This is a genomic window from Streptococcus sp. 27098_8_186 (assembly GCF_041432055.1).
Taxonomy (GTDB): domain Bacteria; phylum Bacillota; class Bacilli; order Lactobacillales; family Streptococcaceae; genus Streptococcus; species Streptococcus dentalis.
This window is the reverse complement of record NZ_JAPVYV010000009.1, coordinates 12,443-26,141: the sequence shown is the minus strand read 5'-3', so window position 1 is coordinate 26,141 and position 13,699 is coordinate 12,443. Positions and strand designations below refer to the sequence as shown.

The 13,699-nt window shown below is 41.5% G+C and carries 15 protein-coding genes; 9 read left to right on the top strand and 6 right to left on the bottom strand.

From position 1 onward, the window contains the following. Positions 1–15: 15 nt before the first annotated feature. Entirely contained in the window at positions 16–1,071 is a 1,056-nt protein-coding gene (locus tag O3602_RS08260) for an ABC transporter permease (RefSeq protein WP_371611489.1), read from the bottom strand. Next, on the bottom strand, positions 1,068–1,799 hold the full coding sequence (locus O3602_RS08255) for an ABC transporter ATP-binding protein (protein ID WP_151379216.1): 732 nt from the start codon (positions 1,797–1,799) through the stop codon (positions 1,068–1,070). Before O3602_RS08255 ends, O3602_RS08260 begins: the two co-directional genes overlap by 4 nt. A gap of 67 nt (positions 1,800–1,866) precedes the next feature. Between O3602_RS08255 and O3602_RS08250 the strand changes: the two genes are divergently transcribed. Next, positions 1,867–2,280 carry an HIT family protein gene (locus tag O3602_RS08250; protein WP_003012582.1) on the top strand — a complete coding sequence of 138 codons (414 nt, stop codon included), beginning with the start codon at positions 1,867–1,869 and terminating at the stop codon, positions 2,278–2,280. Positions 2,281–2,292: 12 nt separating this feature from the next. Then, the gene (locus O3602_RS08245) at positions 2,293–2,583 is read left to right on the top strand and encodes a hypothetical protein (protein WP_003012641.1); all 291 of its coding nucleotides are present in this window, start codon (positions 2,293–2,295) and stop codon (positions 2,581–2,583) included. A gap of 21 nt (positions 2,584–2,604) precedes the next feature. Here the strand turns inward: O3602_RS08245 and O3602_RS08240 are convergent, their stop codons facing one another. The 4 genes from O3602_RS08240 to O3602_RS08225 form a co-directional block, all read right to left on the bottom strand. Continuing rightward, on the bottom strand, positions 2,605–3,801 hold the full coding sequence (locus O3602_RS08240) for an LCP family protein (protein ID WP_003012563.1): 1,197 nt from the start codon (positions 3,799–3,801) through the stop codon (positions 2,605–2,607). Between the two features lie 13 nt (positions 3,802–3,814). After that, a complete protein-coding gene (locus O3602_RS08235; protein WP_003012634.1) occupies positions 3,815–4,345 on the bottom strand; it encodes a GNAT family N-acetyltransferase in 531 nt (176 codons plus the stop codon). Further along, complete coding sequence (gene tsaE / locus O3602_RS08230) at positions 4,338–4,793, bottom strand: tRNA (adenosine(37)-N6)-threonylcarbamoyltransferase complex ATPase subunit type 1 TsaE (protein ID WP_003012535.1); 456 nt, start codon at positions 4,791–4,793, stop codon at positions 4,338–4,340. Before tsaE ends, O3602_RS08235 begins: the two co-directional genes overlap by 8 nt. 178 nt (positions 4,794–4,971) lie before the next feature. Continuing rightward, complete coding sequence (locus O3602_RS08225) at positions 4,972–6,393, bottom strand: NCS2 family permease (protein ID WP_003012612.1); 1,422 nt, start codon at positions 6,391–6,393, stop codon at positions 4,972–4,974. 175 nt (positions 6,394–6,568) lie between these two features. On the opposite strand from O3602_RS08225, the gene O3602_RS08220 reads away from it, so the two are divergent. From O3602_RS08220 to serS, 7 genes are all read left to right on the top strand, one after another. Beyond that, the gene (locus O3602_RS08220; protein WP_270300044.1) at positions 6,569–7,381 is read left to right on the top strand and encodes a Cof-type HAD-IIB family hydrolase; all 813 of its coding nucleotides are present in this window, start codon (positions 6,569–6,571) and stop codon (positions 7,379–7,381) included. Positions 7,382–7,571: 190 nt separating this feature from the next. Further along, positions 7,572–8,594, top strand: a complete 1,023-nt coding sequence (adhP, locus tag O3602_RS08215) for an alcohol dehydrogenase AdhP (protein WP_371611488.1) — start codon at positions 7,572–7,574, stop codon at positions 8,592–8,594. A gap of 373 nt (positions 8,595–8,967) precedes the next feature. Then, on the top strand, positions 8,968–9,957 hold the full coding sequence (locus O3602_RS08210) for a PTS sugar transporter subunit IIB (RefSeq protein ID WP_003010431.1): 990 nt from the start codon (positions 8,968–8,970) through the stop codon (positions 9,955–9,957). 27 nt (positions 9,958–9,984) lie between these two features. Further along, positions 9,985–10,788, top strand: coding sequence for a PTS mannose/fructose/sorbose transporter subunit IIC (locus O3602_RS08205; protein ID WP_061455936.1), 804 nt, complete (start codon positions 9,985–9,987; stop codon positions 10,786–10,788). Positions 10,789–10,806: 18 nt separating this feature from the next. Then, positions 10,807–11,718, top strand: a complete 912-nt coding sequence (locus tag O3602_RS08200; protein ID WP_003003902.1) for a PTS system mannose/fructose/sorbose family transporter subunit IID — start codon at positions 10,807–10,809, stop codon at positions 11,716–11,718. Positions 11,719–11,798: 80 nt separating this feature from the next. Beyond that, on the top strand, positions 11,799–12,167 hold the full coding sequence (locus O3602_RS08195; protein WP_342986942.1) for a DUF956 family protein: 369 nt from the start codon (positions 11,799–11,801) through the stop codon (positions 12,165–12,167). A 217-nt stretch (positions 12,168–12,384) separates the two neighbouring features. Continuing rightward, on the top strand, positions 12,385–13,662 hold the full coding sequence (serS, locus tag O3602_RS08190) for a serine--tRNA ligase (protein WP_003012601.1): 1,278 nt from the start codon (positions 12,385–12,387) through the stop codon (positions 13,660–13,662). Positions 13,663–13,699: the final 37 nt, after the last annotated feature.

Here is a 13,699-nt window from a genome sequence, read left to right as displayed (position 1 = left end):
TCTATTTTACTAATTTTAACGACTTTCGTCAACCAAGCGCGCCATCTTAAATGGAAGATAGAGTAGGATTAAAGCAACTGTATAAGCCAATAAGCCTAACAACAGGACTTTATCTGAAATAAAGACCAGGCCAATTCCCCCTTCTATCACCGTTATCATCCCCATGACCAGCTGAATCGTTTTGTTCAACCCTGCCTTTTTACTGCCCTTTTTCATCGGGAAAAGGAGGGTCAACGGTTGGTAATCAAAAGCACTGTAAAGCCCCAGTAATTGAAAAATAACCAAGTAATTGAGCAAGGCTACAAGGGCAATCACTACGAGGGGTTGGGGAATAAAGATGATAGCGAGAATGGAAAGAGCCAAGAGTCGGAGAGTCATAGAGAAAAGATCTCCATTCCGTAGGAAGGAGCGCATATATAAATGAAGCCACGTATTGCCATGTGTTTTGGGAAGAAGCCCTAAGAAACCATCCAAGTAAGCTCTTCTTTTGACACTGTTGGTAATGCCTTTCACCGTTGTAAACAAGGCAAAGAAACGAAGGATCAATTGTTTCCTTGCATTCTCACGAGCAATGGCCAAGGTCCAATTCAAATTTCCATCCTGGTAGAAGCGGGCTTCCTTCCAACTAAAAACAGCCCCTTTAGCCAACCCTAAGACAAGGATATAAGCTACTATAGCAAATTTATTCATCCCCGTTGCCAGAAGAAGAGGCACAAATAATATAAGAACAAAACTTTGAATCAAAAACCAAAAGACAAAAGACCTCTTAGCCTGCCCTTTAATATAACTTTTCACTTCCTCTTCCTTTACTAAAAGGAATAAAGCATCGGGCTTCTCTAAGTAAGTCGCAATGGAGCCTATCGGAACCAAGAGGAGCAAACCAATCATGAGACTCCAGCGGATCAGGCTTGTATCTTTGGGTAGATCTTGCAAGAATTGGCTGTATTGAACCGCCAAAAATCCTATGAAAATTAGCATAAAGAGGACGAAATGATCATTGAGAACATAGCGGCTATATTTTACACATTGAGTTCGAAACGTTTCTTGCCGTTTTTTCATCAACTCTTTCATGCTGTTTCCTCTTCTGTCAAGGTCATGTAGATATCATTTAGACTTGCTTTCTCATCCCCAAAAGTTGAACGCAACTCATCCAGGCTCCCTTGTGCTCGGATTTGACCCTGATGGAGGATCACAAAACCATCACACATCTTTTCAGCCGAATCAAGAACGTGGGTACTCATCAAAATCGATTTTCCTTTTGCTTTCTCATCTGCCAATAACTGAATCAAATCTGCAATCGCAACAGGATCCAATCCCAAAAAGGGTTCATCGACAATATAAAGACTTGGATCCACTGCATAGGCGCAAATAATCATGACCTTTTGCTTCATCCCTTTTGAAAACTGGGTAGGGAACCAATCTAATTTTTCAGCCAAACGGAATCGTTCCAACAAAGGCTGGACGCGCACCATGACCTGATCCATGTCTAAATCATAGGCCATAGCTACGGTCTCGATATGCTCTCGCAAGGTTAATTCTTCATATAGACTAGGGGTTTCTGGAATATAACCAATTTTCTTGCGGTATTCCGTTGGAGCTTCTGGCAAACTAAGGCCGTCAATCCGTACTTCCCCAGCATAAGGATGTAGCAGACCAATAATTTCATTAATCGTGGTTGACTTCCCAGCTCCATTTAGTCCAATCAAACCAATCAGTTGGCCATCCGGAACTGAAAAACTCACCTCTTTCAGGACAGGGATGTTGACATAGCCCCCTGTCAACTTGTTGATTTCTAACATATTTTCTCCGATTTCTGGTATAATGTTCTTATATTATAACAAAATTTAGTCTAAATGAGGTGTATTTATGGTTGACGATTGTATTTTTTGTAAGATTATAGCTGGCGACATTCCTTCCTCCAAAGTCTATGAGGACGAGGAAGTCCTCGCATTTTTGGACATCTCTCAGGTTACACCCGGTCATACGTTAGTCGTTCCAAAAAAACATGCTCGCAATCTATTAGAGATGGACGAAACCGCCACAGCTCAACTATTTGCACGTGTCTCTAAAGTTGCTAAAAAAGTAGAAGCTGCTACCCAAGCTAAGGGAATGAATATCATCAGCAACATGGAAGAAGTTTCTGGACAAACCGTTTTTCACACACATGTCCACATTATCCCTCGCTATTCCGATCAAGATGAGCTTGCCATTTCATTTACTGAACACGAGCCTAATTTTGAACAACTAGCAGTTCTCGCAGAAACCATCAAAAACAGTTAAAAAGGAGGCCATATGAAACTCAAAAATCTCTTTTGGTTTGCAACAGGAGCTAGCATTAGCTACCACCTAGTAAAAAACCGCAAAGAAATCAAAACAGAGGTGACTGAATCCAGCCAATTGGTCAAGGGAATTCAAGATAACCTAGCAAAAATCCAACGCAATCTGGATATTATCCAAGACCAAAAGACCAATCTTCAAGAATTGGTAACGGATTTCCAATACAAGACCAAACTATTTAGTCAACAAGCAACAGCCTCTCTAAAAGAAATTCAAGACATCTGGCAACCAAGTAAAAACGATTGAGAAAACTCAATCGTTTTTTTCTTATTCTGAAGGTAGCGTAGGTGTCACACTGCTCGACTCTGTAGCTGCAGGGGCAACTGGCGTTACAGGAGCAACGGAACTTTGAGGTGTCACTACACCTGTATCCTGGGTTGATGGTACAACTGGTAGTTGGTTATACTCTTGGTAAACAGGTGCTTCCTCAGATGTTGCTACTGGAGTATCATTTTGAGAAGAAGAAGAATTCTTCAACTCTTCGTCTCCATCCAATAAGTAAGCATTTGTTTTCAGTGTTTTAATTTCTTTCTTTCCTAAAGCTTTGCGGATGATATTTTGAATTTTCAAGAGATGTTTTGAAGTGACAATCTGATAACTTCCACCATCTGCCAAGGTCGCATCTTCTCCTTTCAGCTGATACTGATGAATCGTTGAAAGGGCGTCTTTATATCCGAGTAATTGAAGAAGACTGTTGCTATCAAGTGAAATGTTGGTTTGCATATTGTCACTAACAGACTCAATAATTCCTTTGTAGTGACTCAAACTATTGAGGCTTAAAACTTTCTCAACAATTTTTTTAATCACTTCACGTTGGCGTTTTTGACGCCCATAGTCTCCTTCCGGGTCTTGGTAGCGCATCCGTGAGTAAACGAGTGCTTGGTCCCCATTAATTTCCTGACGTCCTGGTGCGATTTTAGCCGTATATTCTGGCTCATTTTCCTCAATCGAGATATCGAAGTCAAATGGATTGTTAACCGTGATACCACCAACCTTATCCACTAATTGAACCAATCCCTTCATATTGATCATGACATAGCGGTCAATATGGATATTCAAAAGATCTTGAATGGTCTTAATGGCTAACTTGGCACCACCTTGAGCATAAGCCGAATTCAATTTTGCTTGGACCGTTTCACCATCTGAAGTAATATTGGTTAGGATATCTCTTTCCAAGCTCGTCATGGTTGTTTCTTTTGTTTGAGGATTAACAGTCACCAAAATCATGGTATCACTATTTCCAGCCCAAGGATCTTCCCTAGAACCACTACCTGTATCAACCCCCATCAAAAGGATGGTCATCGGCTTGTTTTCTGCAATGACATTGGTCTCATTTCCAAAGCTCTTATAGGTCTTACTGAGTGCCCCCGTCGTCTGATTAAGGATGGTAAGGCCATAGGCTCCGACCCCAATCACTGTTACCGTCAATAAGCTCAAAAACATCAAAATAATTTTTTTAACCATATAGAATCTCTCTCTAATCTATCAGTTTCCCCATAAGGTAAACATCTAAAAATTCTCCTTCAGCTGAACAAGCTCCACGAGCTTGGCAACCTTCGATCTCAAAACCTAACTTTTTATACAGGTGAACCGCCCGTTCATTGCGCACTTGGACATTCAAGACTAGTTTCCGAAGAATACCGGTCGAGTGTGCCCACTCAATTCCTTCTTCCAGCAAGATCTGTCCAAGCCCTTGATTCCAATAAGCTTTTTGAACCACAATAAAGACATCACCAATATGCTGAGTGGACCGTTTAGAAGCCGCAGTGATATTTAACAAAGCTACCAATTCCTGATCTAGAAATAGCAAGAGGCAAATCCGGTTATCCGACATCTCTTGCACCATTAGAAAATGCTCCATGTCTGCTAGAGTCATGCCAATCCCAGTTTCATCTAGCGTCATGTAGTCCGACTCTTTTCCAACTTGATTTAAGAAATCAATGACAAGAGCTGCGTCTGCACTTTCAGCTTGCCGAATTTCTAACGTCACTTCCTTTTCCTTAGTCATCGGTTTTTTCCACCTGCTCAAAGGATGCTAGTAAAGCTTCTGCACGCGCTCCATGAGCTTCAAAAGCTAACTCTCTCCCATCTTCCAATTTTCGGATAAAAATTTTTAGATAAGCATCCGAAAGACTCGGCTCAATCAGCTCTCCCCATTCAATAATGGTAGCCCCATCTCCAAATAGAAAATCATCTAAATCAATAGAATCTGGATCATTTCCAATCCGGTAAACATCCAAATGGTATAAAGGCAAGCGACCTTCGTATTCACGAACAATGGTATAAGTCGGGCTTTTAATCATCTGATCAATCCCTAACCCCTTTGCAATTCCTTTAGTAAAGGTCGTTTTTCCTGCCCCTAGATCACCTGATAAGATGATCACGTCTTGCTTTTCTATGAGTTTTCCTAGCTGTTTTCCTAGAGCGATCAGCTCCGTTTCATTGTGACTAATCATTTCTCTATTATACCAAACTTTTTAAAAATCTGCTCTTTCTTTTAGAAATTGTTCGACTCCGGTTTGTTTTTGAGAAAAAGAAATCAAAGAAAACAGGAAACTCTCCCATTAATTCCCTCAATCCATCTAAAAAGGAATGGGAGACAACTCCCATTCCTTTTTGGCACTTTCCTGATGCTTAATTCAAGGCCATGCTAACGTAGTTTAAAATAAAGAGAACATCTAAAATCCAAATCATGCTGTGCACTTCTTTGGCTTGTCCTTTAACCACCTTCACCAAGCTATAGGTGATAAATCCAGCAGCGATCCCTTGTGTAATCGAGTAGCTGAAGCCCATAAAGATAGAGGTGAAGAAGGCAGGAACGGCCTCTGACATATCTTCCCAATGGATATTTTTCAAGCCACTCAACATCATGATCCCAACAACAATCAAAATTGGAGCTGTAGCAGCGGTCGGTACAATCGCCAACAAAGGACTAAAGAGACTTGAAATAGCAAAACAGATTGCCACAACCAAGGCTGTCAAACCAGTGCGTCCACCAGCTCCAATACCAGCTGCAGATTCAACATACGTCGTTACGTTTGAAGTTCCTGCAATAGCTCCGACTGAAGTCGCTACAAGGTCTGAATAGAGGGCCTTATCTAATTTCGCTGATTGATGGTTTTCCCCATTTGTCGCAACAATCCCAACTTTTTCACCCGTACCGATTAAAGTTCCAATTGTATCAAAAATATCAGTCAAGGAGAAGGCTAAAATTGCCATTAAGGTCTCAGGCAAACGAGACGTATTGGAAATCAACGAACCCAATCCTTTTGATCCCAAAGCTTGACCAAAGATCGTGCCTAAATCATTAAAGGCAGCTCCTAGATGGTTACTTGCAAAGTCAATTTTAGTGATATCAACCACATGGATGAGAATTCCAAGCACAGTCGTTGCTAAGATAGAAAGGATAATCCCTCCCTTAATCCCTTTGACAACAAAGAAAATAGTAATCGCAAGACCAACAAGAGCCAAGAGGACAGCCGGATTGTTAAAATCAACCAATCCAGGAACAGCAGATGCATTGGCTGAGATCGTTGCATTCGCCTTATCTGCTCCTTCCCCGACCACTGTATAGGTATGAGGGTCAATCGTGAATTTCAAAAATCCTGCATTCTTAATCCCAACATAGGCCAAGAAAATCCCGATCCCCGCTGAAATAGCAGACCGAAGAGCAGTCGGAATCGATTCGATGATCATCTTCCGAACATTTGTCAATGTGATAATCAATGAAATCACACCACAAATGAAGACCATTCCCAAAGCTTCCTGCCATGTGTAGCCCATACCAAATACAACAGTAAAGGTAAAGAAGGCATTCAAGCCCATCCCAGGTGCTTGTGCATAAGGTAAATTGGCATAAAAAGCCATCATCAAGGTTCCGACAACGGATCCAATAATCGTTGCAAGGAAGACTCCTTGAGCTGGCATACCTGTTTGTGACAACATTTGAGGGTTTACGAAGAGGATATAACTCATCGCAAAAAAGGTTGTCAAACCAGCAAGAACCTCTGTCCGAACAGTGGTTCCATGTTCTGAAAGTTTAAAAAACTTATCCATTTCAGAATAAACTCCTTTTTCATCATTCTCGCTCCCAATCAATTTGCGAACGTTATTTCTATTTTACCAAAAGATCTTTCGCCTTTCAAGAAATCCTACTTCTCTTCTCGATTTTTGAGCGCTTTTCCGATTTTTCTGATATAATGGTCTCATTCTTCTCGAAAGGAACCGAATTATGCATAAAAAGATGATCGCTCTAGATTTAGACGGCACCCTCTTAAATTCCGAAAGCAAATTGAGCGACTTTACCATTGATACGATTAAAAAAATTAGTGCTCTTGGCCATAAAGTCATTATTACAACAGGACGCCCCTACCGTATGGCACATACCTACTACAAACAACTAGAGCTAGATACTCCAATGATCAATTTTAATGGTTCTCTTACGCATCTACCTGAGAAAAAATGGGCGGATGAACAATGTTTGACTTTAGATAAAAAATACCTGCTAGATATGGTCGCTAACCGAGACACCATCCAAGCGGACTTTATAGCTGGCGAATACCGCAATAAATTCTTTATTACTGATCCAAATGAGCACGTTGCAGACCCTAAATTATTCGGTATTGAATCTTTCCAACCTGAAAATCAATTCAATCCCGAGCGGGTAACGAGCGACCCAAACTGTATCCTCTTTCAAACGAAAGCGGAAGACAAATATGCTCTGGCAGATGAAATGAATCGGCATTATGACTACAATCTGTCAATCAATACTTGGGGTGGACCCTTAAATATTCTAGAATGCAATCCCAAAAATGTGACCAAAGCATCCGCTCTGACCTACCTTCTGGATAAACTCAATATGGATCAGAAAGATTTGATTGCTTTTGGAGATGAGCACAATGATACTGAGATGCTAGCTCTTGCTGGTCATGGATACGCCATGAAAAATGCTAGCTCCGTCCTTCTCCCTTATGCAGACTCCGTCACAGATTTCACCAATAACGAAGATGGTGTCGCGCGCCAATTAATTCAATTATTCTTATAATAGGAACAGACATGAGTTATCCCCTCATGTCTTTTTCTACCCTAAATACTTAATCGGTTAATCAATACCCCCCTATTTTTCCATTTTTTTCATTGCTTTGTCATCTAACTTGTGATATTATTAACATAGTTATTAAAGAAGCGCTTCCAAAAATGCTAAACCACTTCTCGTTCACTTAAGGAGGAACAAAATGAAAGCTGTTGTTGTAAATCCAGAAGGTACTGGTGTTGAAATTGTTGCAAACAAAGAAATGCGACCACTTGAAACAGGGGAAGCTCTTGTTCAAATCGAATACTGTGGTGTCTGCCACACTGACTTGCACGTCGCACATGGAGACTTCGGTAAAGTTCCAGGCCGTGTTCTTGGACACGAAGGAATCGGACTTGTGAAAGAAGTTGCTCCAGATGTCAAGAGCCTAAAAGTTGGGGATCGTGTCAGTGTTGCTTGGTTCTTCGAAGGTTGTGGAACTTGTGAATACTGTACAACTGGTCGCGAGACTCTTTGTCGGACTGTTAAAAATGCTGGTTACTCTGTTGATGGAGGAATGGCTGAACAATGTATCGTTACTGCAGATTATGCAGTGAAAGTACCTGAAGGATTAGATCCAGCCCAAGCTTCCTCTATTACGTGTGCAGGTGTTACAACTTACAAAGCCATCAAAGAAGCCAAAGCTGAACCAGGACAATGGATCGTTATCTATGGAGCTGGTGGACTAGGAAACTTGGCTGTTCAATATGCCAAGAAAGTCTTCAACGCTCATGTTATCGCTGTCGATATCAACAACGACAAACTTGAATTAGCTAAAGAAGTTGGTGCAGACTTTGTTATCAACGGTCTTGAAGTCGAAGATGTCCCAGGCCTCATCAAAGAAAAAACAAATGGTGGTGCTCACTCTGCTGTCGTAACAGCTGTTTCTAAAGTAGCTTTCAACCAAGCAGTAGATTCTGTTCGTGCAGGTGGCCGCATTGTCGCAGTTGGTCTTCCTTCTGAAATGATGGACCTCAGCATTGTGAAAACTGTATTAGATGGTATCCAAGTCATTGGTTCTCTTGTAGGAACTCGTAAAGACTTGGAAGAAGCCTTCCAATTTGGTGCAGAAGGCTTGGTAGTCCCTGTCGTTCAAAAACGTCCAGTAGAAGATGCTGTCAAAGTCTTTGACGAAATGGAAGCCGGAACCATTCAAGGACGTATGGTACTTGACTTTACAAACTAAACAACTGAACCTACAGGACTAGCCCAGTTGGGCTAGTCTTTTTGAGTGCTCTCAATCACTCTTATTTACAATTTATTATATATTTATTTTTGTTTTCGAGAATATCGTTTGATTCTCGGAATCTTTTCATTGAGAACAAAATCCTATAAAACATATCTATTATTGATTTTTTAAGCATCAACAAGTAATAAACAAAATTCATTCAAGAGCATTCTTTTTCTATCTAACGATAATTTAATATAATAAATCAATGTTTTTACATCGAGATTTTGATAGAAAAATTGACTTAAGTGTGGAAACGATTTATAATAAAGTAGCTTAAAGTTTTCTTAAACTGAAAGTCAAACAAATTTTATAAGGAGGAATGTCAATAATGAGTATTGGTATCATTATTGCTAGCCACGGTGAATTTGCAGCTGGAATCCACCAATCCGGCTCGATGATCTTTGGGGATCAAGAGAAAGTTCAAGTGGTTACGTTCATGCCAAGTGAAGGCCCGGATGATCTCTATGCTAAATTTAATGCAGCTGTTGCCGCATTTGATGCAGAAGATGAAGTCTTGGTTTTGGCTGACCTTTGGAGTGGTTCTCCATTTAACCAAGCAAGTCGCGTCATGGGAGAAAATCCAGATCGTAAATTTGCGATCATCACAGGATTGAACCTTCCGATGTTGATTCAAGCTTATACAGAACGGTTGATGGATGCAAATGCCGGCGTTGATCAAGTCGCTGCAAACATCATCAAGGAAGCAAAAGACGGTGTCAAAGCCCTTCCAGAAGAATTGAATCCTGTTGAAGAAGCTAGTACAGCCGCTGCTGCTCCTGTAGCCCAGGCTGCTATTCCAGAAGGAACAGTTATCGGAGATGGAAAACTCAAGATTAACCTTGCCCGCTTAGATACACGTCTTCTTCATGGACAAGTCGCAACTGCTTGGACACCTGATTCAAAAGCCGATCGGATCATTGTTGCTTCAGATTCTGTTGCCAAAGATGAACTCCGTAAGGAATTGATCAAACAAGCGGCACCAAATGGTGTGAAAGCAAACGTTGTCCCAATTCAAAAATTGATCGACGTTGCAAAAGATCCACGTTTTGGAAATACCCATGCTTTGATCTTATTTGAAACACCCCAAGATGCTCTTCGCGCCATCGAAGGTGGTGTTCCGATTAAAACCTTGAACGTTGGTTCAATGGCCCACTCAACTGGTAAAACCATGGTTAACAATGTGTTGTCAATGGATAAAGATGACGTGGCTACATTTGAAAAAATGCGTGATCTTGGAGTTGAATTTGACGTCCGTAAAGTGCCAAATGACTCTAAGAAAGATTTGTTTGACTTAATTAACAAAGCTAACGTTCAATAATCGATTACTTACGAAAGGATTTTAAACATGTCTATTATTTCTATGGTATTAGTGGTCGTTGTTGCCTTCTTAGCAGGTCTTGAAGGTATCCTTGACCAATTCCAATTCCACCAACCCCTTGTTGCTTGTACCTTAATCGGTTTGGTAACAGGTAACTTGACTGCTGGCATTATGCTTGGTGGTTCACTTCAATTTATTGCACTTGGCTGGGCAAACATTGGTGCCGCAGTTGCACCCGATGCTGCCCTTGCATCTGTCGCTGCTGCCATCATCATGGTACTTGGGGGAGACTTCAGTACAAAAGGAATCGCTGTCGCTCAAGGTGTCGCTATTCCACTTGCAGTTGCTGGTCTTTTCTTGACCATGATCGTCCGTACCCTTTCCGTTGGTTTGGTTCACACTGCCGACGCTGCTGCTAGAAAAGGGGATATCAAAGGTGTAGAACGCGCTCACTTTGTGGCCCTTCTTCTTCAAGGTCTTCGTATCGCCATTCCTGCAGCCCTCTTGTTGATGATTCCTGCTGAAACTGTCAAAACTGCTCTTGAACAAATGCCAAAATGGCTCTCTGATGGAATGCAAATCGGTGGTGGTATGGTTGTAGCCGTTGGTTATGCCATGGTTATCAACATGATGGCGAGCCGTGAAGTATGGCCATTCTTTGCCATTGGTTTTGCTCTTGCAGCCGTTAGCCAATTAACTTTGATCGCTCTTGGAGCAATCGGTGTTGCTCTTGCCTTAATCTACCTTTCACTCTCTAAGAAAGGTGGCAATGGAGGTGGCGGAGCCGCTACTTCTAACGATCCAATCGGCGACATTCTCGAAGACTATTAAGAAAGGTGTGACACTATCATGACTGAAAAATTACAATTATCTAAATCAGATCGTCAAAAAGTTTGGTGGCGTTCAACCTTCTTGCAAGGTTCTTGGAACTATGAACGGATGCAAAACTTGGGTTGGGCATACTCATTGATCCCAGCTATCAAAAAACTCTACACAAAGAAAGAAGACCAAGCGGCTGCTCTTGAACGTCACATGGAATTCTTTAACACTCACCCATACGTAGCTGCTCCAATCATCGGGGTAACTCTTGCCCTTGAAGAAGAAAGAGCAAACGGTGCTGCGATTGACGATGCTGCCATCCAAGGGGTTAAAATTGGTATGATGGGTCCTTTGGCGGGTATCGGAGATCCAGTCTTCTGGTTTACAGTACGTCCTATCCTTGGTGCCCTTGGTGCATCACTTGCTGCGTCTGGTAATATCCTTGGTCCACTTATCTTCTTTATCGCATGGAATGCAATTCGTATGGCCTTCTTGTGGTACACCCAAGAACTTGGATACAGAGCAGGTTCTGAAATTACCAAAGATATGTCTGGTGGGATCTTGCAAGACATCACTAAAGGGGCTTCTATCCTTGGGATGTTCATTCTCGCTGTCTTGGTAGAACGTTGGGTATCTATTAAATTCGTCTTCAATGTTTCTTCTGTAAAATTAGACGACAAAGCTTATATCCACTGGGATAAACTTCCTGAAGGTTTCAAAGGAATTCAAGAAGCCTTCGCTCAAGTTGGTTCAGGCCTGTCTCAAACACCTGAAAAAGTTACAACTTTCCAACAAAACTTGGATTCATTGATTCCTGGTTTGATGGGATTACTTCTTACTTTTGCTTGTATGTGGTTGTTGAAGAAAAAAGTATCTCCTATCACGATCATCATCGCCCTCTTTGTAATCGGTGTATTAGCACACGTTGCTGGCTTGATGTAAGCAAAGATCAACTAAAAAGAAGGTTTCGGCCTTCTTTTTATTATGTTATAATGGAATGAACAGTAATACAGGAGGATCTCATGGCTCAATCATTGAATAAAACCGTTGAATTCCATACTACAGGGGTTTCTTACCTTGGAGTGGGGGGAAAGGTTGGAAAAATCCTAGTAGGGAATGCCGCTTTTGAATTTTATGCGGATGCAAATGTAGAAGACTACATCCAAATTCCCTGGCAAGAAATCGAACAAATCGGAGCCAATGTATCCGGACGTAAAATTAGCCGCCATTTTGAAATCTATACCAAAGAATCAAAATTTCTCTTTGCTTCAAAAGACTCTGGTAAAATTTTAAAGATTGCTCGGGAACATCTGGGAAATGATAAAATTGTCAAACTTCCTACATTGATCCAAATCATCACGGCTAAAATTAAAAATCTATTTGCAAAATAGGATCTTTTCTTGTATAATAGACGCAAACGGATAAGTAAGTTAAGAGTCTCTTTCAGAAAGTCTGCGGGTGCTGCGAGCAGATAGAAATCTTAATTGAAATTCTACCGTTTCTTTAAAATACAATATCGAATCAAGTGCACACCTGTGAAGTTGGATGGAACCGTGGCTCTGCCACTCCAACACTCTAACAGGTGTGTTTTTTGTTAAAGGAGAAGCTATGTTAGATATTAAACGAATTCGTACAGACTTTGATGCGGTTGCTAAAAAATTGGCAACACGTGGCGTAGATGCGGCTATTTTGAATGAAATGAAAGAAATCGATGCCAAACGTCGAGATATCTTAGTCAAAGTAGAAAATCTCAAAGCAGAGCGTAACACTGTATCTGCTGAAATCGCACAAGCTAAACGCAACAAAGAAAATGCAGATGATAAGATTGCTGCCATGCAAACCCTCTCTGCAGAGGTTAAAGCATTGGATACAGAATTGGCTGAAATCGATGCCAAATTAACTGAATTCACTACTACCCTTCCAAACATCCCTGCTGATAGTGTCCCTGTTGGAGCAGATGAGGATGACAACGTTGAGGTTCGTCGTTGGGGAACACCTCGCGAATTTGGCTTCGAACCAAAAGCTCACTGGGATTTAGGTGAAGACCTTGATATCCTTGACTGGGAACGCGGGGCTAAAGTCACTGGTGCTCGTTTCCTCTTCTACAAAGGACTTGGAGCTCGCTTAGAACGCGCTATCTACAACTTCATGTTGGACGAACATGGCAAGGAAGGCTACACTGAAGTCATCACACCTTACATGGTCAACCATGATTCTATGTTTGGTACTGGTCAGTATCCAAAATTCAAGGAGGATACTTTTGAACTTAGCGATACCAATTACGTCCTCATTCCAACAGCCGAAGTTCCTTTGACAAACTACTACCGCGATGAAATTCTTGATGGGAAAGACCTTCCAATCTACTTCACCGCTATGAGTCCATCTTTCCGTTCAGAAGCTGGTTCTGCTGGTCGTGATACTCGTGGCTTGATCCGTTTGCACCAATTCCATAAGGTTGAAATGGTGAAATTTGCCAAACCAGAAGAATCATATGATGAATTGGAAAAAATGGTTGTCAATGCTGAAAATATCCTTCAAAAACTGAACCTTCCATACCGTGTGGTAGCTCTCTCCACTGGAGACATGGGCTTCTCAGCTGCTAAGACTTATGACTTGGAAGTATGGATTCCAGCGCAAAACACCTATCGTGAAATCTCAAGCTGTTCCAATACAGAAGATTTCCAAGCTCGCCGTGCGCAAATCCGTTACCGTGATGAAGCAGATGGCAAGGTAAAACTCCTTCACACTTTGAACGGTTCTGGATTGGCAGTCGGACGTACCGTCGCTGCTATTCTTGAAAACTACCAAAACGAAGACGGTTCTGTGACCATTCCAGAAGTCCTTCGCCCATACATGGGTGGCGCAGAAGTCATCGCACCAAAATAAAGTTTAAAAAAACTGAGTCTCGCAAATTGCAAGCTCA

What these genes read in the sequence shown, in the direction of transcription:
- O3602_RS08240 (WP_003012563.1), bottom strand. Translation starts at nt 3,801, where the DNA reads ATGGTTAAAAAAATTATTTTGATGTTTTTGAGCTTATTGACGGTAACA.
- O3602_RS08245 (WP_003012641.1), top strand. Translation starts at nt 2,293, where the DNA reads ATGAAACTCAAAAATCTCTTTTGGTTTGCAACAGGAGCTAGCATTAGC.
- O3602_RS08225 (WP_003012612.1), bottom strand. Translation starts at nt 6,393, where the DNA reads ATGGATAAGTTTTTTAAACTTTCAGAACATGGAACCACTGTTCGGACA.
- O3602_RS08235 (WP_003012634.1), bottom strand. Translation starts at nt 4,345, where the DNA reads ATGACTAAGGAAAAGGAAGTGACGTTAGAAATTCGGCAAGCTGAAAGT.
- O3602_RS08250 (WP_003012582.1), top strand. Translation starts at nt 1,867, where the DNA reads ATGGTTGACGATTGTATTTTTTGTAAGATTATAGCTGGCGACATTCCT.
- O3602_RS08200 (WP_003003902.1), top strand. Translation starts at nt 10,807, where the DNA reads ATGACTGAAAAATTACAATTATCTAAATCAGATCGTCAAAAAGTTTGG.
- O3602_RS08205 (WP_061455936.1), top strand. Translation starts at nt 9,985, where the DNA reads ATGTCTATTATTTCTATGGTATTAGTGGTCGTTGTTGCCTTCTTAGCA.
- O3602_RS08220 (WP_270300044.1), top strand. Translation starts at nt 6,569, where the DNA reads ATGCATAAAAAGATGATCGCTCTAGATTTAGACGGCACCCTCTTAAAT.
- tsaE (WP_003012535.1), bottom strand. Translation starts at nt 4,793, where the DNA reads ATGATTAGTCACAATGAAACGGAGCTGATCGCTCTAGGAAAACAGCTA.
- O3602_RS08255 (WP_151379216.1), bottom strand. Translation starts at nt 1,799, where the DNA reads ATGTTAGAAATCAACAAGTTGACAGGGGGCTATGTCAACATCCCTGTC.
- serS (WP_003012601.1), top strand. Translation starts at nt 12,385, where the DNA reads ATGTTAGATATTAAACGAATTCGTACAGACTTTGATGCGGTTGCTAAA.
- adhP (WP_371611488.1), top strand. Translation starts at nt 7,572, where the DNA reads ATGAAAGCTGTTGTTGTAAATCCAGAAGGTACTGGTGTTGAAATTGTT.
- O3602_RS08260 (WP_371611489.1), bottom strand. Translation starts at nt 1,071, where the DNA reads ATGAAAGAGTTGATGAAAAAACGGCAAGAAACGTTTCGAACTCAATGT.
- O3602_RS08195 (WP_342986942.1), top strand. Translation starts at nt 11,799, where the DNA reads ATGGCTCAATCATTGAATAAAACCGTTGAATTCCATACTACAGGGGTT.
- O3602_RS08210 (WP_003010431.1), top strand. Translation starts at nt 8,968, where the DNA reads ATGAGTATTGGTATCATTATTGCTAGCCACGGTGAATTTGCAGCTGGA.